The sequence below is a fragment of the Geodermatophilus sp. URMC 63 genome (genome assembly GCF_053502565.1).
The window spans coordinates 291,815-315,084 of record NZ_CP199956.1; the positions used below are offsets into that span (position 1 = coordinate 291,815).

Here is a 23,270-nt window from a genome sequence, read left to right on the forward strand (position 1 = left end):
TCGGGCCGGTGTCAGGCGGCGGGTCCGAGGGTGACGGTCTGTCCGAGTTTCTCCAGTTCGTGGACGAGCTTGCGGATGCGGTGTTCGGGTGAGCGTCGGCGGTGGGCCCAGTCCGGTCCCAGCTCGGCGTAGTCCACGCCGTCGTGGACGACGTGCCAGTAGGCGATGAGCAGGTCGTGGCGGGTGGCCCCGATCGCCTTGGCCACGCCGCGGCGGCTGCGGATGTGGGCGTGGTGGGCAGCTAGATAGGTGCCCTTGGTGCGGGCGGCGGCGTGTGCGGCCTCGGTCAGCGCGGTGCGCAGGGCGACCGAGCCATGCCGAGTGCGCCCGGATCTGGGCCGGCCGCCGGAGCTGTTGTTGCCCGGGCAGATGCCGGCCCAGCTGGCCAGGTGCGCGGCGGTGGGAAAGACGCTCATGTCGGCTCCGCACTCGGCCAGCAGCATGAGCGCGGTGCGCTCGGAGACGCCGGGGATCGTGGTCAGCCGCCCGAGGATGGGACGAAAGGGCTCCGCGGCGGTGGCCAGGAGGGCGTCGAGGTCGGCGATCGCAGCGTCGAGGAAGTCGATGTGGGCCAGCATCTGGGCGGCCAGCAGCCCGTGGTGCCCGGTCCGGAACCGCCCGGCCAGCGCCTGCTGCAGGGCGGGGATCTTGGCCCGCAGCCGGCCGCGGGCCAGCTCGGCCAGCACGGCCGGATCGGACTGGCCAGCCACCAGCGCCTCCAGCATCGCCCGCCCGGACTTGGTCAGCAGTCCCGAGGCGACACTGGTCAGCTTGATCCCGGCGTCCTGGCACACCTTCTCCAGCCGCTGGATGACCCGGGTGCGCTCCTCGACCAGCGTGCGCCGGTGCCGGGTCAGGTCCCGCAGTTCCCGGATCGGCGGGGGTGGGACGAAGCTGGGGCGCACCAGCCCGTGCTCGATCATCTGCGCGATCCACGCCGAGTCGGCCACGTCGGTCTTGCGGCCGGGGACGTGGTGCAGATGTTCGGCGTTGATCAGCCACACCTCGAGCTGGTCTTCGAGCAGGTAGTAGACCGGTTTCCAGTACACCCCGGTCGATTCCATCCCGGCCCGGCTGATGCGGTGCTCGGCCAGCCAGTCACCCAGCGCGCAGATCCCCGCCGTCGTGGTCGCGAACGTGCGGGTGGCTTGCTCCTGCCCCCGCCTGCCGCGGGCGGGCACCCGGACCGTGGCCACCACCGTGTCCCGGTGCACGTCCAACCCCGCGCAGCGCTCCACCAAAACGTCCATGCCGGCCTCCTCCCCGACGGGCACGTCGCCCCGGGGAGGCCTGCCATCGAAGAGTCTGAGGTTCGCGCTCGCAGCAGCAGGACAGGGTGCCTCAAGCCTCCACGCCACACTCCTATGCGGGTTCGCGGCACCAAGCAATCACGGCGTCTGACCGAGGCGACGGCCCACCGATTCTCATCCGGCAGGGTGGGCCACGGCCACAACCACTCCTATCAAGCCACGCGGCCACCGGGCGGAAACCCGGCGGGGCCGCACATCGCTGGACAAGCCACCGGCCGCAGCCGGGGCAGCGAAGAAACGAGCGAACCCCGCCGGGCGCCTCTCATGCTGGCATTGAGGTTTTCTCACCAGCTTTGACGGCTTGACTTGTGTCGTCGCTCGTGGCGGCCGGGTCTCAGGAAGAGGGCGCGGACTCTCGGGGCGAAGATCGTCTCGCCAAAGGTTCTCCTCTTCCCCGGGAGCCCGCTGTGTCTCATCGTGCCAGCCGCCATGCCCACTTGGACGTGTCCGCGCCGATCCTCCAGGCCGTCACCGGGTGGATCGCCCGCCACCGTCGCCGCCCCGGAACTCGACCGGCGCAGCGGGCCGGCACGGTGCACACCCACGTCGCCCTCGTGCTGCGCTGGCTGCGCCACCGCCTAGACGTGCGCACCCTCGCCGGTGACGCGGGCCTGAGCGTCGCCACCGCCTACCGCTACCTGCACGAAGGCCTCGACGTGATCGCCGGACACTCGCCCGACCTCCAGGCCGTGCTCGCCGAGGCCCGAACTGTCGGGCTGCCCTTCCTCTGCCTGGACGGCACGCTGATCCCGACCGACCGGGTGGCCGCCCGCGCCGAGCGTGGCCATCACCTGTGGTACTCCGGCAAGCACCACGCCTTCGGCGGCAGCGTGCAGGTCCTCTGCGACCCCGGTGGCTTTCCGCTGTGGGTCTCTGACGTCCGGCCCGGCTCGACCCATGATCTGACCGCCGCCCGCGAGCTGGTCCTGCCGGCGCTGTACCCGCACGCCGCCCGCGGGCTGCCGGTGCTGGCCGACAAGGGCTACACCGGTGCCGGCATCGGAGTGCACGTCCCGATCAAGCACCACCCCGACGGGCCGCTGCACACCGACAACCGCTGCTACAACCGGCTGATCACCGCACTACGCGCACCCGCCGAACGAGGCCATGCCCTGCTCGGCCGCTGGCGCGCCCTCGACCGGGTCACCGTCAGCCCGCACCGCATCGGCGCCATTGTCGCCGCCGCATTGGTGCTCATCTCACTCGACCGCGGAACCAGGTGAGAAAACCTCATTGACGCGAAGAAAGCCGAGGTGGACTCAACCGGTCAGCGCAACACCTTCTCGATCATGGAGGTGTGCGGTGGCGAAGCTGGGCCGGCCGGGCATGAGCGACGAGTCTCGCGCGCAGTTATGGGGGATGTGGGCTGCAGGAAAGTCGTTCAGCGAGATCTCGAGGGCCATCGGCTATCCGCCCGGCTCCATCTTCACGGTGATCAAACAAACCGGGGGCTACGTTCCGGCGCCGCGTAAGCGCCGGTCGGATGCGTTGACGTTGGTCGAGCGCGAGGAGATCTCCCGCGGGCTGGCCCGGAAGGAGTCGGTGCGCCAGATCGCCCGCACGCTCGGCCGGGCTGCCTCAACGGTCAGCCGGGAGATCGCCGGTAACCGCGGCCGGCGCACGTACCGGGCGGTGGATGCCGATGACCGGGCCTGGCGGCGGGCCCGCCGGCCCAAGGCCTGCCTGCCGGCGCGCAATCCGGCGCTGCGGGCCTACGTCGCTGCCAGACTCGGCGAGGACTGGTCGCCCGAGCAGATCGCCGGTGTGCTTGCCAGAGACGCCCCGATCGGGACCGGAGTCCGGGTGTCGCACGAGACGATCTACAAGTCGCTGTTCGTGCAGTCCCGCGGCGTGCTGGCCAAAGAGCTGCAGAAACACCTGCGCAGCGGGCGTCCGACCCGCCGCAACATCCACCACACCGTGACTGGCCAGTGGCGCTCCCAGATCAAGGACGCGGTGTCGATCCGCGAGCGCCCCGCCGAGGTCGCCGACCGGGCCATCCCCGGGCACTGGGAAGGCGACCTGCTGCTGGGCCGGCACTGGAGCCAGGTGGCGACCGTGGTCGAGCGGGCGACCCGCTTCACGGTGCTGGTTGCCCTTGACGGCCGGGACATGACCACGGTGAGCGCCGGCCTGGCCCGGGAGATGACCCGGCTGCCCGAGCAGGTCCGCAAGTCACTCACCTGGGACCGCGGCATGGAGCTGGCCGACCGACAGGACCGTCACGGTCACTACCGGCCTGGCCGTCTACTTCGCCGATCCCCGCAGCCCCTGGCAGCGCGGCACGAACGAGAGCACCAATCGGCTGCTGCGCCAATACCTGCCCAAGGGACAAAGCATGGCGCACTTGACTCAGAACGATCTGGACGCCATTGCCGCGAAGCTGAACTCCCGGCCCCGTAAGACCCTCGACTTCGACACTCCCGCCGATAGGCCCGCCGCACTGTTGCGCTGACCGGTTGACTTCACCGCCGCGCTCTTCAAGATGGCATTTGCCCGGCGCAGCTCGCGGACCTCACGTTCGAGCTCGGCCAGCCGAGCGGCGTCACCGGTTGTCTTGCCCGGCCGGTGGCCCTCGTCGATCTCGGCCTGGATGACCCAGTTGCGCAGCGTCTCGGAATTGATACCCAACTTCTCACCGATCCGCATAAACGCCCCCGACCGGGTGGCCGGGTCACGCCGTTCTGGGGAATGAGAGCCTCCATCAGACCCGGTACGGGACACAACGCCCACCGCAACCCCAAGCTCGGTACCGCGTTCGTGCACACCGTGCTCGACGACCACAGCCGGGTCGCCTACGCCGAGATTCACGACGACGAGACCGCTGCCACCGCCGTCAGGGTGCTGCGTCGAGCGGTGGCCTGGTTCGCCGCCCGGGGCGTCACCGTGCAGCGGGTGCTTTCTGACGACGGGTCGGCCTACGCTCCCGCGCCGTGCGGGACGCCAGCCTCGAGCTGTGCATCAGGCCCAGCGGACCCGGCCCTACCGGCCGCGGACCAACTGCAAGATCGAGCGCTCTCACCGCACACTGGCCGACGGCTGGGCCTTCGCCCGGATTTTCCTCAGCGAGTCAGCCCGCCGCGAAGCCTTGCCGGCCCGGCTTCACGAGTACAACCATCACCGGCCCCACACCGCGATCGGGAACCGACCCCCAATCACGCGCTGACCAACCTCTTTGGGCAGTACAGCTAGACAAGCATGACGATGATGAAGCCGACCAGGTAGGTGGCGGCGAATAAGACTGGGATCCACTTTTCGATGTGGCTGAGCGGCCAGTACTTCGTGCGGTCCTTGCCCTCGCCGAGTGCCGTCCATTCCGCGCGCCAGTACGGCGAAGCGGGAAGTCGTTCCTCTAGCTGTCCGATCACCTGGTACTTTGCCGTGTTAAGTTGCCGATAGGAGCGGAGCAAATAAAACCAGGCGCCGCACTCGCCGAGCAGTGCGATTACCGGGAAAACCAGCAGCCCGGTGGCCGCCTGCTGCTGGATCTGCAGGAAGACACCGATGAGCGTGAACACGGCGGTGTTGAGAGTCAGGAAGAAAGTGTTGGTCAGCGCGCGCCGGGCGCTAATTCGGTCGGGCCATTTCCACGTACGTCTTGTATTGCTCGAGGATGGCCGCCCGGTACTTGTCGGCGGGCTCATTGTAGCTGTCGGCTGAGATGGCCGCGTTCCAAAGGTCCTTGCCGTCGGGGTCAGTCACGTCGTCTCCGTCGATCCCTCGCTACTCTCCTGTCCTGATGGCCTCAAGGAGTCCGAGGATCCGTGCGCATCGATCCATCTCTGTAGCTCGTCGGCCGCGGCGTAATTACCCAACGCGCGGAGGTCGATGGCGAGGTTGTTCGCCGAGGTCAAGGTGTGGGGGGTGATTGTCGCCGAGCACCCGCCGATACCGCTCAAGGGTGTTCTGGTTCAGGTCCTGGGCGGCGGCGTACTCCCCGAGATTGCGCAGGTCAAGGGCGAGGTTATTCGCCGAGATCAGGGTGTAGGGGTGATTGTCGCCAAGCACGCGCCGGTAACGTTCATAGGTATCCTGGTGCATGTCCCGGGCGGCGGCATGCTCACCCAGCGCGGCCAGGTCGAGGGCGAGGTTGTTCGCCGAGGTCAAGGTGTCGGGGTGGTCGTCGCCGAGCACCCGCCGGCACCGCTCAAAGGTGTCTCGGTCCAGGTCCCGGGCGGCGGCGTACTCCCCGAGGGCGCGCAGGTCGCCACCGAGGCTGTTCGCCGAGGTCAAGGTGTCGGGGTGATTGTCGCCGTGCACCTGCCGTTTCCGCTTGAGGGTGTCCTGGTTTAGGTCCCGGGCGGCGGCGTACTCCCCGAGGGCGCGCAGGTCGTTGGCGAGGTTGTTCGCCGAAGCCAGGGTGTCGGGGTGGTCGGGCCCGTGGCGTTGTCTCTTGAGCTGGTAGGCGCGCTCGAACAGAGGGCGGGCGGTGCGGGGTTCGCCGCGGGTCTGCAGATAGCTCGCGGCGCTGACGAGCAGCCACCAAGCGTCGTCCTCGATGCCTTCCATTGGCCGGGTGGCGCCGGTGAGGGCCAATACGTGGGGCAGAAGTTGCCGCCAGGCTGGCCAGACGGCCGGGTTGTTCCACACCTCGCCTGAAAGCGCTACGACGAGCAATTGGGCGGCTGCGTATCGCGGCTTGGGCAGTTCAGGGTCGGCGCCGGGGCGAGAGCCAAGTAGCGTGGTCACCAGCCGGTGGATCACCTGGATGCTGTCGGGGCCCAGACGAATTAATGCGCTACGGCGCAGCAACCCGATTAGATCGGCCATACCAAGCGGATCGGCCGCGGCCTGGGCCAGCGGCTTGGGCAGCAGGTCAGCGTGGGCGGTGAAAAGGGTCAACGGAATCGGCTCGGGCGCCAGCTGAGCGACCAGGGTGAGCAGCTGGAGTCCGGCGGGAGTGTCGGCGGCGAGCCGGTCAAAGGCCAGGGTGAGCGACGTCGCCAGCGGCATCGGATAGCCGGGCGGGAGGCCGCGGGCGAGCACCTCATTGGCGCGCTCGGCCAGCAAGCACAGGTAGTCCTCACCCCCGGTGCCGGTCTGGTTCATGAAGGCCGCCGCCTGGGCCAGGGCCAAGGGCAGATCATCGAGGGCGTTGGCGATCCGCTCGATCAGGTCCGGTGTCAGCTCGGGCGCCTGAGAGCGCAGAAAGCTCACCGACTCGCCGCGGTGGAATGCCTCGATCGACTGCGGTTGGGCCAGCGCCTGCCAGCCTGGGTTTCGGGAGGTGATCAGCATGTGGCCGGCGCCACCAGGAAGGAACGGGGCCAGCGCGGTGGGGTCCTCGGCATTGTCGAAAATCAACAGCCAGCGCTCCCGCTGCCGCAGGTCGCCGAGCAGACGCGCCAGCGCCATCGGGACCGGGTCGGTGGCGGCGGCCAGGCCGAGGCCGCGGGCGAGCTCGGTCAGCCGCTCGGCGATCAACGCCGGATCCTCAGCTGACACCCACCAGACGGTGTCGTAGTCCCCACTGAAGCGATGGGCGTACTCCACCGCCAGCGTGGTCTTGCCGACCCCGCCCGCGCCGTGCAGCGCCTGGACCCCACCGGAGCCCCTTACGCGCAGAGCCTCCCGCAGGTCGGTCAGCAGCTCCTCGCGGCCGGTGAAGGCGCCGTTACGGGCCGGCACGTTCCAAACCCGACCGGCCGCACCGCTGCTGTGAGACGACTGCACCTGCATTAACGCCTGATAGAGCTTCTCGCTCAGCTCCGGCGGGCTGGTGACCGTCGCCGTAGTCAGCCCACTCTCCAGCAGCCGGGCCCGGAAGGCCGCCTGTCGCTCGGGATACTTGGGTTCAAAGAACAGCTCCGCATCGCCAGGCGTCTTCGCATCGAGCAGGAACACCAGCCGGGGCATCCCCGCCGCACTGGCCTCCTCAAACTCCAGCTCGGTGTAGCAGACCTCGGGCATGTCCCGGACCGGCGTGCCGTAGCGGAAGCCGACGATCGCGACGTAAACATCGGTGGCGCGCACGGCCTCCCGGGACACCTGCGCCGGGCTCTTCTCCTGGGCGGTGAAGTAGTCCATGTCGGCAACCACGTCCCCGGCTCGTAACACCGCCTGCTCGGCCGCCCGGATGAAGGAACGGTCGGTCGGCAGGCGGCGCAACTCCGAGGTGTGGCTCAGGAACACCATCCGCCGCCTCGACACGGCGTACAGCATCGCAGTCGTTACGTCGCGTCGCCCACGCCCGCCGCACGGTGTCCGCAGGCGCATCCGATCACCACGCCCGGTGCCGATCCGCTGGCTAGGGTGGACGCCCGGTGTTCTGGGGGGACGCGGTCAGCGAGGGCACGGCGAAGGACCTCTTCATCAGCTATAGGTCAAGTCCCGGGCGGGGTGTTTGGCGGCTACCGCGGGATCGTTCTGGTCGGTCAGGCGCTGAGCACCCGAATGGTCACCTCCTCAGTGGTCTCGTCGGTGTCCTCGACCGGCCGCAACCGGCAGCGGGCGAGGACGTCGAGATCCAGGTAGCGGCGGCATTCGGTCCATTCGTCGTGCTGCTCGGCCAGCACCGCTCCGATCAGGCGGATGAGGGCGTCGCGGTCGGGAAAGATGCCGACCAAGTCGGTGCGCCGGCGGATTTCCCGGTTGGGCCGCTCGCTGGGGTTGTTGCTCCAGATTTGCCGCCACACCTCCTTCGGGAAGGCCGTGAAGGCCAGCACCTCGGCCCGCGCCTGCTCGAGGTGCTCGGCCACCCGCGGCAGCTTGTCGGCCAGCGCGGCCAGCACGTGGTCGAACCTGGCGTGCACGGAGGCGGCGTCGGGCTGTTCGTAGACCGAGTGCAACAGCGCCCGCACCCAGGTCCAGGCCTTCTTCGGGCAGACCGGCATCAGGTTGGCCGCGTAGTGGGTGCGGCAGCGCTGCCAGGCCGCACCCCGCAGGGCGGCGCCGATCGTCTCGACCAGCCCGCGATGCGCGTCGCTGGTCACCAGCTGGACCCCGGTGAGGCCGCGGGCGGTCAGGTCGCGGAAGAACCCGAGCCAGCCGGCGCCGTCCTCGGCGGAAGTGACCTGCAGCCCGAGGATCTCCCGGTGCCCGTCGTCGTTGACGCCGGGGGCGACCAGGGCATGCACGTTGACCACCCGGCCGCCCTTGCGGACCTTGAGCACCAGAGCGTCAGCGGCGACGAATGTGTACGGCCCGGCATCCAGCGGTCGGTGCGGAAGGCCGCGACCTGCTCGTCGAAGTCCTTCGCCATCTCGCTGACCTGCGACTTGCTCAGCCGGGTAATCCCCAGCGACTCGGCCAGGCGCTCCATCCGCCGGGTGCTCACCCCGAGCAGGTAGCAGGTCGCCACCACGGTGGTCAGCGCCCGCTCGGCCCGGCGGCGGCGCTCGAGCAGCCAGTCGGGCAAGTAGGCCCGGCCCACAGCTCGGGAATCGCCACGTCAAGGGTGCCGGCGCGGGTATCGAACTCCCGAGGCCGGTAGCCGTTGCGGACGTTGGTGCGCGCCTCGCTGCGCTCGCCGAAGACGGCGCCGCAGACCGCGTCGGCCTCAGCGGACATAAGCGTGTGGATGAACGTGGTCAGCATCTGACACAGCCGATCGGGGTTGGCCTGGGCCAGTTGCTCGTGAATTAACTGGGCAGGATCGATACTGCTCGGAGCGGGCATCGCGTCGAACTCCTGAAGGACTGTGAGAGGTCATTCAGAAGATCACGCGGTGGCCGCCTTGACGTCCCTCGGCCCGCTGCTCACAGGGCCGTCGCACACCACCCTGGTGGACGACACTCCTGAGGCTCTGACGCGCGTCCTGTGACCGGCTGAGCAACACGTGGATGAGCGCCAGACATGGCCGGTGCGGCCGCGTCAACTTCTGCTCGATCCGCCATGCCAAGGCGGCCGGCGGCCCGGTCGACCTGGAGCGGCCAGTGGCTGCGGAAGGCGTGTAGCAGGCCGGGGCGCGCGGCGCCTGTTTGGAGCACGCCGGTTTGGTGCCTGACCGGATGCTCGTGTCCCCTGCCCGCCGCGCGGTACAGAATTGGGAACAGACCGGCGCCGCACTGTCATCAAGAGCTCCCCCGCCGGCCGGGAAGCATCCGTAGCATAGCTCTCGCGTGCAACATCCGTGCAACATGCAGCGGCACAATGGGGTCTCCAGGGGCCTCCTGCGGGTAGTGCCGGTCGCATGGCGAAACGGTAAAGATACAGGTTAGTCGGCGAATCGCCCGCTGGGAGGGCTCGCATAGCGGCCTAGTGCGGCGGTCTTGAGATCCTCTGCCTCTAACGACCTTCGATCGATTCGCTCGCGGCCGAGATGTCGCGAGCGCGGTCATGAATACCGTCTAAATCGGGCTTGAGGCCGGAGCCGCGGATCGCCTGTTCCAGGGCTGCGACGACCTCCTGCTCTGCCCGAACGCACGCTCGACCTCCTTAGTACTGCAGCGGCAGTTACGGCGGGGCCTGTCCGCGGGCGCGGTAGTGGGCGGCGCGGGCCTGGGCCTGGCGTCGTCGGCGCCACCAGGACCAGTCCGCGGCATGGTCCAGATCGGGTCGCGGTCTGCGGATGAGCGTGTTGAGCAGGCGTCGGAGCTGGGGCACGGTCAGCGCGATGAGTTGCTCGGTTCCGGCTGCAGACCCCCTTTTTCCGCGGTGGCGCGAGCGGCGGATAGATAGGCGTGGACCAGCATCGCCATGGTGATTTGCCCAGGCGGTGTAGTCACGCACCTAGTAGGAGGTGGGCGTGGATGTGCGCATCGAGCCACTGGCATCTCGCGGACAGGTTTATGTCAAGGGCCTAGTTCATCACGGAGGCCTCCCGGAGGAGGCAGCGGGAGATTTCCGAGTGGTCTCTCCTATTCACAGCGTGAGCTGTGAGGACGATGCGTATAGTCGTCGCCACCCTGAGCACTTTCCTCACCGCATGGAGTGATACAGGTCGCACGACGGATTTATGGCCTTGACTGATCAGCGGATACGCGGATGATCGCGGCTTATGGCTACCAAGACTTCCGTCGTCCTCATCGACGACCTGGACGGCGAGAGCCCCGCCGACACCACCGTCAGTTTCGCCCTAGACGGTAAGAGCTATGAGATCGACCTCTCGGACGACAACGCCGCCGAATTCCGCGACGCTCTGTCCAAGTACGTCTCGGCGGGTCGCAAGTCCGGCTCGACGAGCAAGGACCGGATTGCTGTTCGTCACACGACCACCGACTCGATCGACCCCGCGGCCGTCCGAGCATGGGCCAAGAGCCAGGGCATCGACGTCTCTCCGCGCGGTCGCATAAAGAGCGAGGTGATCGAGCAATTCCGGGCCGCCGGCAACTGATGGTGGGGCGAGCCGCCTCTGAGTGCTTGCTCACCATCTGACGCCTTTCTCAGGAGCAGGCGACCTTTCAGAGGGCTGAAGGTGGTTACCCGCAGCCCCGTGTCGACGTCAGCTCAAGTGACCTGGTGCCCCCTCTCTGTGCCGTCGCCACAGGCCACCGACGCGAGGCGTGGTCCCGTCCGAGCGGAGGATGCCGGGAGGCGATGCTGCCCGGCCACATGACGTCCGGGCCACTCGAGTCACATTCCTGTCGGCTCCCCGTAACCGGCCCCATCCGGCTGCCGCGGGTTGGGGGAAGGGTGGGCCGCAGGCCCATCCCGTAGGGACGCGACAGCGCCCTTCCGGCGACCCGCGGCAGCCGGCACGCTAATGGCCGGGGAGCGGTCGCCCGCCGCCGCGAAGGACGGCGGGACGTGTCCAGCGAGTCGACGCGCACCGCGGTGCTCAGGGTCTCATGGCCGGCGGCCGGCATGCCTCTGCTTTTGATGGCCTCGGGGATGGCCGCCGCCCGACCCGGCCTCCAGTCCGCACAGAGTCCGCAAGAGGTCCGTTTCTGGCCGATGGTGATCAACTACCGCCGACGCTATTCGCGCAGTTCAGCGCCGGAGTCCCAGAAGTCCGCACAGGTCAGCGAGGCGTTTCGAATCATGTCGGGGATGACGCTAAGTGCTCCCCATCAAGGCCGCGGATGCCCTGTGTCCGTGCGTCTCCCTCAACGGCCCATCAGGGACAGCCCGGCGGGATGGGCGGGTAGGGCGTCTTGCCGTTACGTCTTCCCATCCCGGGTCGCGTGGCCCATGTAGGAGACCCACCGAGTCCTCGTCTGCCCGAAGTCGAGTCGTCGGCTCAGCTCCCCGTAGGAGATCCGTCCCCGTGCGGCTCGCCTGAAGTTGAGGACCACGCCGACCGGGTTCTTGGCCCGTGGCCCCAGTCCGACCGTCTCGTGCAAGCGCAGTCCATGGCGTGTCAGCGTGGCGGCGAGTTCTCTGGGCTTGATGAACATGTCCCACGTATGCAGGGGCGTGTCGAGGATGCGGGTCGCGCGCCAGTCCTGCATGACCTTGATTCCCAGTAGCTTGCTGACTGGTGTGCGGTTGACCGTGTCGAACAGGTAAAGCCCACCCGGCTTCAAGGCGCGAGCGGTCTCACTGATCACCTGATCGAGGTCGTTGACGTGCTCGAGGACGTCGCAGCAGTAGGCGAGGTCAAACTCCGCGTCCTGCACCGGGAGGTCCTCTCCGGCGCCGACGCGGTACTCGATGTCCCATCGGCGGTCGGCGGCGTGGCGGCGGGCGGTTTCCAGCGACGGAGCCGAGGGGTCGACGCCCACGACCCGGCAGCCCAGACGGGCGAACTCCTCGGCGAGGAAGCCACCGCCGCAGCCGATGTCCAGAACACGCAGTCCCGTGGGGTCACGTTCGAGCTTCGCCAAGACGGCGATGAAGTAGCGCAGGCGTGCCGGCGTGACGCTGCCGTGCAGCATGTTCAGCGGGTCGTTCTCGTCCCACCATCGGTCCGCGTGCCGGTTATAGATGTCGTTGTCGATGGTCATCGCAGCTCCTGTCGTGCACCGAGTGCCGCGCTAGACGATGTCGACGTCTGGCACCTCCGTGCACGCGCCGTGGGTGTCGAGAGGAAGGGCCGGTGCGACCGGCTTCCGTCCACGGGCGTCATCTGTACGCGTGAGGCGTCACTGGCGCGTCACGGTCACGTCACCAGGGGTCTGCAGGGGTCGGCGCACCAGCCTCCGGGCTTGCAACCGAAGGAGCGCGCCGACCGGCATGAGGCCAGCGAGCGCCGGCGGGAACGGGTGCATTGCCGGGCTCCGATCGCTGGCCTGGGCGACCGCCGGCAGCAGGCGGTCGCCAGCACCACAAAGAACGCGGCCACGGCGATTCATGCAGCAGAGTTCTGTGGGCGATGCACGCCTAAAGCGTCGTCCGCGTTCAAAAGGTGGTCGTCGACGCCACGACGCGGGAGGTCACGCCTGCGAACGTCGTCTTTCGACCACGGGCAGCGCATGACATGGTTCCTCCACCCGCGTGGCTCCATCCGCTCCTCGACCCAGGGACGACGGACATGACCGGAACGCGCCCTTTGGATGTGTACGAGCTGGCCTACCTCGCCGCCGGGCCGCGCCGGGCCGCAGAGGTCGCCGTGATCGCCCTGATCGAGGCCGGTGTCTTGCGGGCCAACCGCACGACCGGGGAGCTCATCCTCCTGCAGCGCCGCCCGTGCTCGGACTTGGAGGCGGCGGTGGTGGACGCCGTGGGATCCCGCGGGCACCGCCTGTTGGGCGCGGTGTGCTGGCGGCTGCGCGACGACGTGCGTCTCACCGGCATCGGTCAGTGCCTGAAGGAGGAGGGGTTGCTCGTCCGCAGGGCCGCTCCCGAGTCGCTGCGGCGCCGGTGGTGGACGGCGGTGTGCCTGAGCGGCGCCGGTCGGCGCGTGCTGCGGCAGCAGCGCCGCCAGCTCGACGCCGCCCCGACCGATGCGCTGCGGGTCGCCCTGTCCGGCCCGGCCGCGATGCATGACCGTGGCCTGTACGTCGTCCTGTTCGACCCTCCGCACCTCACCTTGGCGCGGCGGCTGCGGTGGGGCACGCCCGCGGCGCTCCCCGCCGGAGGCTACCGCCACGGCGATGCGGCGTATCTCGCCGGTGGTGCGTTCAGCGGCGGTGGGGGCTTCGACTGCGGCGGCGGCGGTGGGGACGGCGGCTGCTGAACCGGTCAACACTGGCCGATCCACCGCCGTAAGGAGTGCTGTGGGGATGCTGCGGGCCGCCCGCCCGGCGAGGTGCCGTCCTCGCCGAGTCCGGGCAGCCATGAGCGGCGGATGTCGGCAGCGTGGTCGTGCGCTTCTCGGCGCCCTCGTCCTGGTCACGGTGCTCGCTGCCTGCACGCCCACGGCCGGATCCCCTCCTCCGGTCGCCACCGGTGCGGATGACCTGCCTAGTGATCTGGCCAGTCGTGTCGTGCGCAGTGAGGACCTGCTCGAGCGCACGCTGTCCCCGGACGAGCCGGGCTGTTCGGCGGCGGTGGGCGTCGAAGGAGAGGTCGTGTGGGCCGCCGCCCGCGGAACAGCTGACCTGGCGACGGGACGGTCCTTGACACCGTCCACGACGTTCGACATCGCCTCGGTGTCCAAGCAGTTCACCGCCACCGCGGTGCTGCTACTCGTTCAGGAGGGCCGCCTGAGCCTGGATGATCCGCTGTCCCGCTGGATGCCGGACCTGCCTGCATGGTCGAACGAGACCACCATCGACCAGCTGCTGCACCACACCAGCGCGATCCCGGACTACACCTCCCGGCTGGCCGCCGGCCACGAGTTCACCGAGCGGACCAGCCAGGAGCAGGCGATCGCCGTGGTCGCCCGGATCCAGTCCCTCGACGACCGGGTCCGCGGGAGGTTCGAGTACTCCAACTCCAACTACCTCCTGCTGGCCGAGGTCGTTCAGCATGCGGCGCAGCTGCCCCTGGCGGAGTTCGTGCGCACGCGGATCTTTGAGCCCCTGGCCTTGGACATGGTTCTCGACCCCTATGGCGCCAGCCCCGACAACACCGACCAGTCCTCGGCGCGCAGCTACCAGACCGCCCCTCCCAGCGGAGCCTGGGAGCCGGCCGGGTCCCGCTGGGAGCAGGTCGGCGACGGCTCGATCCAGACGACACCCACGGAGCTGGTGCGCTGGGCCGACAACTACCGCACCGGCCGCCTTGGCGGCGGCCAACTCCTCGACGCCCAGCTGAACACCACCACCGCGGCTGGCTCTGACGGGGACCGGTACGCGGCCGGCATCGTCATCACCCGAGACGGCGCGTTGACGCACAACGGTTTCTGGGCCGGGTTCACCACGGCGTTCGACGTCTCCGCCGACCGCCGCACAGCAGTCACCGTCTCCTGCAACGGCATAGACCCTCGATCAGGCCCCGACATCGAGGCGATGATCGAAGAGCTACGAGTCGATTGGTTCACGGCCTGAACCGCGGACGCGCACCCGGTGCCTCGTGGGGACCGGCGCCGGTGGCGGGCGCCGGTGCCCACAAGGCACCGGTGCGGACAACATCCGGGCTGGGTAGGCCCGTCGTCGACGGCACGGGCTCGGCGTCGCATTGCCGGACCGCTGCGTCCCCCGGCGTTCAGTCGCACAGCGATCATGAGTCGACTGGCGTCGCGCCATGGGTCTGCCCTCTCGGGCAACACTGGGGCAACACGAGGTCCGTCTAGCGCCATCGATGGCCATCGGCAGTCAAGAGCCGCTCAGGCCGCTGACCTGCGAGAACAGCTAGCAATTGGCATCTGCCAACGACGGTCATTCCTCGTCCTCCCGCTCTCCGGAGGCGGGTGCGCAGGTTCGAATCCTGCCGGGGGCACTTCGTGGAACGCCCGGTCGGGGCGGTGGGACGCCGTCCCGCTGGGCGTCGCCTCGGTCGACGATCTCGGCCTCGGGCAACAGCAGCGGCGCGCGCGGCCGCTATCGCCTCGGCCACCTCGTCCAGCCGGTCGCCGAACAGGTGCCCGTACCGGTCCAGCGTCATCGCCGCGGGGACGGCACCGACCTCGCTCCCTCGGGTGAGGCGGGCCGTCCGTGCATGGCCCGCCGGCTCCCCTGCCCGGATCGTTCCCTCCCCACGGGCGGAGGAGGACGGCGATGTGGCTGTGGAACGACTGGACCGATGCGCTGCAGCTGTGGCTGGCGGTGACCGCGGTGGCGGTCCTCCTGCTGGCCCTGGTCGCTGCCGTGGACCGGTGTGCGCCTCACCGGGCCGCAGCGGATGACGACGACGCGGGCCTGACCGCCGAACTGCAGCGTGGGTGCGCCACCAGCCACGTCCGGCCAGCAGCGTCCCTCGGCTCCGAGGTCGAGGGCACACGCAGCTGAGCCGGCAGCCACTGCCGACCTGGAGGAACTCGCGTCCGTCTCAGCACCCGCCGCCGGCACCGCCACCGCCGGCGCCGCAGTCACCGCCATAACCGCCCCCGAGGCCGCCCCAGTCGGCCGCGGCCCACCCTGCTCCGGCGCCGTGAACCCACGTTGCGGAGCGGCTCCGGCGGCCCTCGCGCCCGCTCGACTCCGGGTCCGCCGGTGGATGCGGCCGAGGAGCTGCGAGGACGACCGCCCGCAGCAGCTCGCCGTCCGCCCACGTCCGAGGCCCACCCAGTGCCACCGCGTGGGCCTCGGAGCGCCCGACGAGCGTCGAGTCGGACCGGAGGCGGCGGAGGGCGCGCCGTCCGGCCCGGGTCAGTCCGACGGCCGTCCAGGGCCACTCCCCTGTGGCGTCGACGCCGCCGCGCCGGGAGACCAGACCGGCCTGCCGGAGGCCATCGGCGAGAGCGACCAGCCGGGCGTCGGTGCGCACCCGCCGGACGACCCCGTCGAGCGACCGGCGGGCGTGCGGCTCTGCTGCGTCGAGCACGGCGGCCTCGACGGGGTGTCGGGGGTGGGGGTCGACCACGTGCACCTCGGCGATGGACCGGAAGACCCGCAGGCGCCCGGCCTCGATCAGGGCCACCACCGCGGCGTCGACCACCCGGCGCGGCCCGCCGGCCAGGAGGGCGACCTCGTACAGGTCGGAACCGAGGAGGGGGACGTGCGCTCCGGTCATGCCGTCGTCCTTGCTCGAGGATCGGATGCCGCGTTCGGGCACACGATCTCAGGAACCACCGCGTCCCGGAGCGACGTACACGCCGGCTCTGATCGGCCTCTAGCCTCGGTCCTCGTGTCCGACCCGGTCGAGCAGCCCGCGGACCTGCACCGCGTTCGGGCGTCCTACGACCGGGTGGCTGACAACTACGTCGCGATGGGGATCGGTGACCTGGCGCCGTCCCCGTGGCTGCGCGCCGCTCTCGGTGCGTTCGCCGAGGACGTCCGCGCCCTCGGTCCGGTGCTCGACGTCGGCTGTGGCCCGGGAACGGTCACCGCCCACCTGGCGGGGCTGGGCGTCGACGTCTCCGGTGTCGACCTGTCGCCGCGGATGATCGCGCACGCCCGCCGGCTGCACCCCGGACTGCGGTTCGCCGTCGCCTCCGCCACTGAGCTCGACCTGGCCGAGGCATCCCTCGGTGGCGTGCTGGGCTGGTGGTCGCTGTTCAACCTGCCTCGCCACGTGCTGCCCGACGTGCTCGCCTCGTTCGCCCGGGCGCTGCTCCCGGGTGGGCAGCTCCTGCTGGGGATGCACGTGGGCGACGGCGACTTCGATCGCACCGAGGTCTACGGCGAGCCCGTCACCTGGACGACCCACCTCTGGCGGCCCCGGCAGCTGGCCGCCCTGCTCGCCGGGGCCGGCCTGCAGCCGGTCGCCGAGCTGCGGCTGCCGCCGCCTGCTGCGGATCCGTCGGCCCTTGCTCTCCCGGGTCAGGTGGTCCTCGCCGCGCGGCGGCCGGGCTGACCCCGGTCCGACCGGTTCGACCCCCGATCCGGCTCAGCGGTCGGTCGAGCGCGGTGACGACCTCACAGGAGCGTCGGCGGGTCCGTCACGAGGCCACCTCCACCGCGGCCTGCGCCGGGGCGAGCTCCTGCCAGAGCGCGCGGGCGAGCGCGTCGTTCTGCCGGAAGAACGGGGCGTTGGTGCCCGGTCGGGCGAAGGCCGCGACCTGCGCGCCGGAGGTCCAGTAGCCGGCGGCGAACAGCCGGGGGTGCGGGACGCCCGCGGCGTCGACCACGCGCTGGGCGGCATCGACGTGCAGCCGGCCCCCACGGCCCCTGCCGGCCGCCTCGTCGCGCTGCAGCAGGCCGCTGACCAGCGGGTCCGGAGAGACGGCGACGTCGGGGGCGGGCAGCCGCGCCTCGACCAGGGCGCGGGCCTCGGTGACGCCGTCGACACTGGCCGACGTCGCCCGGAACAGGCCGGTGGAGGCGTCGAGGTCGATCTGCACGTCGCCGCCGAGGAAGCGGACGACGCCGGCCTCGGAGAGCGCGACCAGCTCCTCCAGCCGCGGTGCCGGCGGACCGCTGGCCAGGTAGCTGAACAGGTTCATCCACCAGCCGGCGACGTCCTCGGCCTCCGAGCGCGGGGTGAGCCGGCCGGTGGCGGCGAGGGTGGCCACCGTGCCGTGGCAGAACAGCAGCGCGGTGAAGACCGCGGCGTCCGGGCTGTGGGCCGGGTCCGCGGCGCGGGCGAGGTCGGCGCGGACGTGGGCCCGCAGCCACTCCTGCAGCTCGGCGGCGTCGCCGAACCGCCGGCCGGCCAGCGGGCGGTTCCGGGCGGGCAGGTCGAAGCGGTCGGCGGGGTCGGGGACGGCCTGCTCGACCAGCGCGTCCACGCCGTCCGGGTCGGTGGCGAAGCGCTCGGCGAACTCGTCCCAGGCCATCCGCGTCCGCTCCGGGTGGGCGCGGAACAGCTCGGTGTGGTGCGCCCACGCGAGCTCCCGCTCGATGACCGGCGCGAGGTCCACGCGCAGGTCCAGCTGTCCCGGGCCGAACGCCTCGTCGATCGCCGCGGGGGTGAAGAAGCGCAGCGGGACGGGCGGGCCCGGCCAGACGTAGCCGAGCTTCGCCCGGTAGGGCACCCCGCGGCGGGACCCGACGTGCAGCACCGGCTCGCGCCCGGAGGCGAGGTAGCGCAGCCGGCCGTCGTCGCCGCGCTCGAACTCCCCGCCCCGGCCGCTGGTGAGCAGGACGACGAGGTCGACGAACGCCAGCCCGGCGCCGCGCACGAGGACGTCCTCACCGGGCCGGAGCACCGAGAGGTCCAGGTCGGCGGTGTAGCCCGGCGGCACGTAGGTGAGCCCGCGGGCGGCGGCCCAGCGCTGCGTGGCCCGCTCGGTGGTGGTGGGCCGGGCGTCGAGGTGGCCCTGGGCCAGCAGGACGACGTCGGCCGCGAGCACCCGGCCGTCGGCCAGCACGACGTCGGCGCCGTCCGGCCGGGGCCGCACGTCGACCGCCTGCTGCCGGTGGCGGTGCACCCGCACCTCCGGCTCGCCGGCAGCCACCACCTGCTCGAGGACCCAGCCGAGATAGGCGTTGACCAGCGGCCGGGACGGGAACGACGTCGGGGTCAGCCGCCGTGCCTCGGCGCCGACCGGGTCGGCCTCGGGCAGCATGCGGCCGACGCGCTCGACCCACTGCCACAGCGTGGTCCCCTCCCCCACCGGCCCGTCGACGACGACGGAGCGGTCGGGCAGCACGGTGACGTCGGCGACGAGCGAGTTGGCCCACAGCAGCCGCGGCTGCTCGGCCCGCCAGACGCGGCCGCCGCCCGGCGGGTGCGGGTCGACCAGGTGGACCTCGAGCGGCCGGCCGTCGCGCAGCTCGACGGCGTTGGCGACCAGGCGCTCGAGCACGCCGACGGCGGTCGGGCCGGCGCCGACCACGCACAGGACGGCGGGACGGGGAGACGGGAGGGTCATGAGAGGGGGACTCCAGGCCGGGACGTCGCGGGAGGGACGGCGGTCAGCAGGCCGGGCACAGGGCGCTGCTGGTGCGGAGCAGGTCGATGTGCCGGCGTCGCGACAGGACCGGTCGGCGCACGCGTCCCCTCCTCTCCTCACCCGGGACCAACAGCGGGCCCGCGCCCGGCCTTCCCGGGGTCACCGGGGATCTCCGCCCGCCGCGCCCAGGGCCGGCGAGGGGACACGGGTCGTCGACCGGCTGCCAGCGGCCCTGCCGGCGCGCGGAGCCGACGCGTGACCGGTCCCGACCCTGCCGAGTGAGGGGCATACCCGTCGAATCCGATCGGGATGGGTAGTCCACTGTGTGGCATGGGCACGATCGCCGTCGTCGGCAACCCCAAGCCCCGTTCCCGCACCCGCGCGGCGGCCGAACTCGTGGTCGAGCGGCTCACCGGCGCCCCGCCGGACGTCGTGGTCGACGTGGTCGACCTCGGTCCGGGCCTGCTCGGCTGGGGCGACCCCGCGGTCGGCGCGGCGGTCGAGGCGCTGACGGCCGCCGACGTCGCCGTCGTCGCCAGCCCCACGTACAAGGCCACCTACACCGGGCTGCTCAAGCTGTTCCTCGACCAGGTCGGCACCGGCGACCTGGCCGGCGTGGTCGCCGTCCCGCTCATGCTCGGCGGCGGGCCGACCCACCACCTGGCGCCGGAGCTGCTGCTCAAGCCGGTGCTGGTCGAGCTGGGCGCGACCGCGCCCACCCGCGGGCTCTACCTGGTGGAGAAGAGCTGGGACGACCCGGCGGCGCTGGACCCGTGGCTGGCCACCGCCGCGCCGCAGGTGGCCGCGGCGCGGCGGCGCTGAGGGGACAGCCGTCAGGGCAGGGGCGCCAGGCCCAGGTGGTCGCGCAGCGTCGTCCCCTCGTAGTCGGCGCGGAAGACACCGCGCTCCTGCAGCAGCGGGACGACGGAGTCGACGAAGGGGTCCAGCCCGCCGGGCACCAGGTGCGGCACGAGGATGAAGCCGTCGCTGGCGTCGGACTGCACGAGGTCGTCGATCTCCGCGGCCACCGTCTGCGGGCTGCCGACGAACGACTGCCGGCTCTGCACCTCGATCATCAGCTCGCGGATGGAGCAGCCCTTCTCCGCGGCGAGCTCGCGCCACTGCCGCGCGGTGGCCAGCGGGTCGCGGTACATGCGCACCTGCGCCCGGCCCTGGGCCACGTGGGTCTCCCCCACCAGCGGGTCGACGTCGGGCAGCGGGCCGTCGGGGTCGTAGGCGGACAGGTCGCGGTTCCACACCTGCTCGAGGAACCGCAGCGCCGTCTGCCCGGACACCTGCTGGCGGCGGATCTCGTGGGCGAAGCTCCGCGGCCTCGGCGTCGGTGGCGCCGACGACGAACGTGGCCGCCGGCAGGATGAGCAGCTGGTCGGGCGTGCGCCCGTACTTCTCCAGCCGGCCCTTGACGTCGCGGTAGAAGGCCTGGCCGGCCTCCTTGGTGGCGTGCCGGCTGAAGATGGCGTCGGCGGACGACGCGGCGAACTCGCGGCCCTCCTCCGAGTCGCCGGCCTGGAAGACGACCGGCCGGCCCTGCGGGCTGCGCGGCACGGAGAACTGCCCGGCGATGTCGAAGTGCGCGTCGGAGTGCGCGAACGCGCCCGGGTGCGGGTCGCGCAGGAAGACCCCGGACTCCCTGTCGGCCAGGACCTCGTCGCCGCGCCAGGAGTCGAACAGCTCCCACGTGGTCTGCAGGAACGTGCGGGCGCGCTCGTAGCGCTGGTCCTGCGGCAGGAAGCCGCCCCGGCGGAAGTTCTCGCCGGTGAAGGCGTCCCACGAGGTGACGACGTTCCAGGCGGCTCGCCCGGCGGTGAGGTGGTCGAGGCTGGCGAACTGGCGGGCCACCTCGAACGGCTCGTTGAACGTCGAGTTGATCGTCCCGGTCAGGCCCAGCCGGTCGGTGACCGCGCCGAGGGCGGCCAGCACGGTGAAGGTGTCCGGCCTGCCGACGACGTCGAGGTCGTAGATGGCCCCGTTCTGCTCGCGCAGCCGCAGCCCCTCGGCGAGGAACAGGAAGTCGAGCCTCCCCCGCTCGGCGGTCTGCGCGAAGTGCACGAACGAGCTGAAGTCGATCTGGCTGCCCGAGGCGGGGTCGCTCCAGACGGTGGTGTTGTTGACGCCCGGGAAGTGCGCGGCGAGGTGCACCTGCTTGGTCACGGTCTCTCCTGTCACGCGACGGTGGCGTCGTCGCGGGCGTAGCGGTTGGCCGGGCGCGGCAGGCCGAGCAGCCCGCGCAGCGTCCCGGCCCCTGCCCCGGCCTCGTACCCGGTGCGGAACGCGCCGCGGCGCTGCAGCTCGGGCACCAGGCCACGGGTGATGGCGGTCAGGTCGTGCGGCAGCGCGCCGGGGCGCAGCCGGAACCCGGTGAGCCCGGCGGCGGCCCACTCCTGCAGCAGGTCGGCCAGGTCCGCCGGCGTGCCGGTGAGGACGACCGCGTCGCTGCGGTACTCCGCACCCGCCCGCTCGTCGAGGCGCTCCCTGCGCGCGCGGGCCGCGGCCGCGTCGTCGTCGACGAAGACGACGACGTCGCCGAAGAGGTGCACCCGCTCGCCGGCACGGCCCACGGCCTCCTGCGCCTGCCGCACCTCGGCGACGATCGCGCGGGCGTCGTCGGCATGCCGCGGGGTGACGAAGCCGAGGTCGGCGGACGAGGCGACCAGCTCGTACGGGATGCGCTGGTGCGCCAGCGCCGCGACCAGCGGCTGGCCCTGCGGCGGGCGCGGGGTGATCGAGGGGCCCTTGACCGAGAAGGAGCGGCCCGCGAAGTCGACGTAGTGCAGCTTCTCGCGGTCGACGAACCGGCCGGTGGCGACGTCGCGGATCTCCGCGTCGTCCTCCCAGCTGTCCCAGAGCCGGCGGACCACCTCGACCCAGTCGGCGGCCTCGTCGAACGCGTCGCGCAGCACCTGCTGCACGGCCGGGTCGTCGCGGTCGACGCGGGTCAGCTCGGGGAACTCGCGCCGGCCGAACAGCCGGGCCTCGTGCTGCGCCAGCGACACGCGCACCTGCACGCCGGCGCGCCCGCCGCTCACGAAGTCGAGGGTGGCGATCGCCTTGGACAGGTGGAACGGCTCGGTGTGGGTGACCAGGGCGGTCGGCACCAGGCCGATGTTCCGCGTGAGCGGGGCGACGCGGGCGGCGACGAGGACGGCGTCGAGCCGGCCGCGCACCCGGTCGGTGCGGTCGTCGGGCCGGAACCGGTCGTCGGACTGCAGCGCGAAGGAGTCCTCGAGGGTGACCAGGTCGAGCAGGCCGGCCTCGGCCTCGCGCACCAGGTCGGCCCAGTACCCGGCGGTGAACAGCTCCGCCGGGCGGGCGTCCGGCTCGCGCCAGGCAGCGGGGTGCCAGCCGGCGCCGTCCAGGGCGACGGCCAGGTGTAGGTGGCCGGTGTGCAGGGGGTCAGGCACGGGAGGCCTCCAGCCGCTCGTACGGGATCCGCTCGCCGGCCTCCACGGCCACGGGCAGCCGGTTCTCCGCGGGCGGCAGCGGACAGGTGGCCAGGTCGGTGTAGGCGCACGGCAGGTTGGTCGCCCGGGTGAAGTCCAGGGTGACCGAGCCGTCGGGGCCCGGCACGCCCAGGGACAGCGACCGGTTGGCCGCGTAGGTGGTGACGCCGCTGGTGGCGTCGGTGAACAGCACCATGAGGCTGCCGGGCTCCTTGCCGGGGAACGCGGTGAGCGCCAGCGGCTGCCCGCCGAGCTCGAACTCGACGCGGCCGGGGGCGTCGTAGACGTGCAGCAGCCCGTCGACCGCGGCGCCCACCGTGGTCGGCCGCGGCTCGTCGAACGGGACGTAGCGGCCGGGGACGACCCAGCGCGGGTCCGGCTCGTAGGCCGGCGTGCCGCGGAAGCGGGCACGCAGCGGGTTGTCCGGGTGCCGCGGGCGCAGGATGTCGTGCCCGCCGCGCTTGGCGATCTCCAGCACGGTGTCGCCGCAGGTGGCCAGCACGCCGCCCCGCTCGGGGACGACGCCGAAGGAGTGCCGGCCGGCCAGCGGGACGCCGTCGAGGGCGATCTCCTCGCCGGGGTCGAGGACGACCTCGACGCCGTCCGGCCCGGTGGACCAGGCGCCAGGCACGCCGTCGAAGCGCCGGGGGTCGCCGGTGAGCCAGTGCAGGGCGGTGACGGCGAGGAAGCCGTGCGGGTCGGCCAGCCGGGCCTCGTGCTGCCGGTGCCAGTCGGCCCAGGCGCGGGCGAAGACGTCCCGGTCGGGAAGGGTGGTGGTCATGACGCTCCTCGGACGGTGACGGCGGGGGCGCGGCGCGGGCTGCCCACGGGCATCACGATCCCACCGGCGGGACGACC

At 71.4% G+C, this 23,270-nt stretch carries 19 protein-coding genes, 1 tRNA gene and 4 pseudogenes; 10 read left to right on the forward strand and 14 right to left on the reverse strand.

Annotated features, from left to right (window positions below; genetic code table 11):
- Positions 1–11: 11 nt before the first annotated feature.
- The gene (locus ACWIZO_RS01375; protein WP_448640772.1) at positions 12–1,250 is read right to left on the reverse strand and encodes an IS110 family transposase; all 1,239 of its coding nucleotides are present in this window, start codon (positions 1,248–1,250) and stop codon (positions 12–14) included.
- 467 nt (positions 1,251–1,717) lie between these two features.
- Between ACWIZO_RS01375 and ACWIZO_RS01380 the strand changes: the two genes are divergently transcribed.
- The gene (locus ACWIZO_RS01380) at positions 1,718–2,533 is read left to right on the forward strand and encodes a transposase family protein (RefSeq protein ID WP_448638242.1); all 816 of its coding nucleotides are present in this window, start codon (positions 1,718–1,720) and stop codon (positions 2,531–2,533) included.
- A 103-nt stretch (positions 2,534–2,636) separates the two neighbouring features.
- A pseudogene (locus tag ACWIZO_RS01385) lies at positions 2,637–3,765 on the forward strand (IS30 family transposase).
- Here the strand turns inward: ACWIZO_RS01385 and ACWIZO_RS01390 are convergent.
- Positions 3,663–3,959, reverse strand: coding sequence for a transposase (locus ACWIZO_RS01390; RefSeq protein ID WP_448640773.1), 297 nt, complete (start codon positions 3,957–3,959; stop codon positions 3,663–3,665). The pseudogene ACWIZO_RS01385 and the gene ACWIZO_RS01390 sit on opposite strands and share 103 nt — an antisense overlap.
- A gap of 60 nt (positions 3,960–4,019) precedes the next feature.
- Here ACWIZO_RS01390 and ACWIZO_RS01395 point away from each other — a divergent pair.
- Positions 4,020–4,502: pseudogene (locus ACWIZO_RS01395) on the forward strand (integrase core domain-containing protein); the annotation flags it as partial.
- Here ACWIZO_RS01395 and ACWIZO_RS01400 read toward each other — a convergent pair.
- The 4 genes and pseudogenes from ACWIZO_RS01400 to ACWIZO_RS01415 all read right to left on the reverse strand — a co-directional run bounded on the left by ACWIZO_RS01400 (position 4,499) and on the right by ACWIZO_RS01415 (position 8,927).
- Positions 4,499–4,882, reverse strand: a complete 384-nt coding sequence (locus tag ACWIZO_RS01400; RefSeq protein WP_448642913.1) for a RipA family octameric membrane protein — start codon at positions 4,880–4,882, stop codon at positions 4,499–4,501. The pseudogene ACWIZO_RS01395 and the gene ACWIZO_RS01400 overlap by 4 nt on opposite strands.
- Positions 4,878–5,012: a hypothetical protein gene (locus ACWIZO_RS01405; RefSeq protein ID WP_448643019.1), complete on the reverse strand. Its 135-nt coding sequence runs from the start codon at positions 5,010–5,012 to the stop codon at positions 4,878–4,880. Before ACWIZO_RS01405 ends, ACWIZO_RS01400 begins: the two co-directional genes overlap by 5 nt.
- A gap of 105 nt (positions 5,013–5,117) precedes the next feature.
- A complete protein-coding gene (gene fxsT, locus ACWIZO_RS01410) occupies positions 5,118–7,445 on the reverse strand; it encodes an FxSxx-COOH system tetratricopeptide repeat protein (protein WP_448640774.1) in 2,328 nt (775 codons plus the stop codon).
- A gap of 239 nt (positions 7,446–7,684) precedes the next feature.
- Positions 7,685–8,927: pseudogene (locus ACWIZO_RS01415) on the reverse strand (IS256 family transposase).
- Between the two features lie 1,321 nt (positions 8,928–10,248).
- On the opposite strand from ACWIZO_RS01415, the gene ACWIZO_RS01420 reads away from it, so the two are divergent.
- The gene (locus tag ACWIZO_RS01420; RefSeq protein WP_448640775.1) at positions 10,249–10,584 is read left to right on the forward strand and encodes a histone-like nucleoid-structuring protein Lsr2; all 336 of its coding nucleotides are present in this window, start codon (positions 10,249–10,251) and stop codon (positions 10,582–10,584) included.
- A gap of 766 nt (positions 10,585–11,350) precedes the next feature.
- On the opposite strand, the gene ubiG is transcribed toward ACWIZO_RS01420, so the two are convergent.
- Entirely contained in the window at positions 11,351–12,136 is a 786-nt protein-coding gene (gene ubiG / locus ACWIZO_RS01425; protein ID WP_448640776.1) for a bifunctional 2-polyprenyl-6-hydroxyphenol methylase/3-demethylubiquinol 3-O-methyltransferase UbiG, read from the reverse strand.
- Between the two features lie 401 nt (positions 12,137–12,537).
- On the opposite strand from ubiG, the gene ACWIZO_RS01430 reads away from it, so the two are divergent.
- The 4 genes from ACWIZO_RS01430 to ACWIZO_RS01445 all read left to right on the forward strand — a co-directional run bounded on the left by ACWIZO_RS01430 (position 12,538) and on the right by ACWIZO_RS01445 (position 15,463).
- Positions 12,538–13,308 (forward strand): TIGR04222 domain-containing membrane protein, encoded by a 771-nt coding sequence (locus ACWIZO_RS01430; protein ID WP_448640777.1) that lies wholly within the window; start codon positions 12,538–12,540, stop codon positions 13,306–13,308.
- A gap of 160 nt (positions 13,309–13,468) precedes the next feature.
- Positions 13,469–14,563, forward strand: coding sequence for a serine hydrolase domain-containing protein (locus tag ACWIZO_RS01435; RefSeq protein WP_448640778.1), 1,095 nt, complete (start codon positions 13,469–13,471; stop codon positions 14,561–14,563).
- Between the two features lie 319 nt (positions 14,564–14,882).
- Positions 14,883–14,954 (forward strand) — tRNA-Arg (locus ACWIZO_RS01440).
- Between the two features lie 278 nt (positions 14,955–15,232).
- Positions 15,233–15,463 (forward strand): hypothetical protein, encoded by a 231-nt coding sequence (locus ACWIZO_RS01445; RefSeq protein ID WP_448640779.1) that lies wholly within the window; start codon positions 15,233–15,235, stop codon positions 15,461–15,463.
- A 40-nt stretch (positions 15,464–15,503) separates the two neighbouring features.
- On the opposite strand, the gene ACWIZO_RS01450 is transcribed toward ACWIZO_RS01445, so the two are convergent.
- Positions 15,504–16,187 (reverse strand): TIGR04222 domain-containing membrane protein, encoded by a 684-nt coding sequence (locus ACWIZO_RS01450; RefSeq protein ID WP_448640780.1) that lies wholly within the window; start codon positions 16,185–16,187, stop codon positions 15,504–15,506.
- Positions 16,188–16,301: 114 nt separating this feature from the next.
- On the opposite strand from ACWIZO_RS01450, the gene ACWIZO_RS01455 reads away from it, so the two are divergent.
- Positions 16,302–16,970: a class I SAM-dependent methyltransferase gene (locus tag ACWIZO_RS01455; RefSeq protein WP_448640781.1), complete on the forward strand. Its 669-nt coding sequence runs from the start codon at positions 16,302–16,304 to the stop codon at positions 16,968–16,970.
- Positions 16,971–17,055: 85 nt separating this feature from the next.
- On the opposite strand, the gene ACWIZO_RS01460 is transcribed toward ACWIZO_RS01455, so the two are convergent.
- Positions 17,056–18,930, reverse strand: coding sequence for an FAD/NAD(P)-binding protein (locus ACWIZO_RS01460; protein WP_448640782.1), 1,875 nt, complete (start codon positions 18,928–18,930; stop codon positions 17,056–17,058).
- A 43-nt stretch (positions 18,931–18,973) separates the two neighbouring features.
- Entirely contained in the window at positions 18,974–19,240 is a 267-nt protein-coding gene (locus ACWIZO_RS01465; RefSeq protein WP_448640783.1) for a putative leader peptide, read from the reverse strand.
- A gap of 41 nt (positions 19,241–19,281) precedes the next feature.
- Between ACWIZO_RS01465 and ACWIZO_RS01470 the strand changes: the two genes are divergently transcribed.
- On the forward strand, positions 19,282–19,773 hold the full coding sequence (locus ACWIZO_RS01470) for an NADPH-dependent FMN reductase (RefSeq protein WP_448640784.1): 492 nt from the start codon (positions 19,282–19,284) through the stop codon (positions 19,771–19,773).
- An 11-nt stretch (positions 19,774–19,784) separates the two neighbouring features.
- Here the strand turns inward: ACWIZO_RS01470 and ACWIZO_RS01475 are convergent, their stop codons facing one another.
- From ACWIZO_RS01475 to ACWIZO_RS01490, 4 genes and pseudogenes are all read right to left on the reverse strand, one after another.
- Complete coding sequence (locus ACWIZO_RS01475; RefSeq protein ID WP_448640785.1) at positions 19,785–20,246, reverse strand: hypothetical protein; 462 nt, start codon at positions 20,244–20,246, stop codon at positions 19,785–19,787.
- 82 nt (positions 20,247–20,328) lie between these two features.
- A pseudogene (locus tag ACWIZO_RS01480) lies at positions 20,329–21,138 on the reverse strand (LLM class flavin-dependent oxidoreductase); the annotation flags it as partial.
- Positions 21,135–22,373, reverse strand: coding sequence for an LLM class flavin-dependent oxidoreductase (locus ACWIZO_RS01485; RefSeq protein WP_448640786.1), 1,239 nt, complete (start codon positions 22,371–22,373; stop codon positions 21,135–21,137). The gene ACWIZO_RS01485 and the pseudogene ACWIZO_RS01480, both read right to left, overlap by 4 nt.
- Complete coding sequence (locus tag ACWIZO_RS01490; RefSeq protein ID WP_448640787.1) at positions 22,366–23,193, reverse strand: DUF1684 domain-containing protein; 828 nt, start codon at positions 23,191–23,193, stop codon at positions 22,366–22,368. Before ACWIZO_RS01490 ends, ACWIZO_RS01485 begins: the two co-directional genes overlap by 8 nt.
- Between the last annotated feature and the right edge of the window lie 77 nt (positions 23,194–23,270).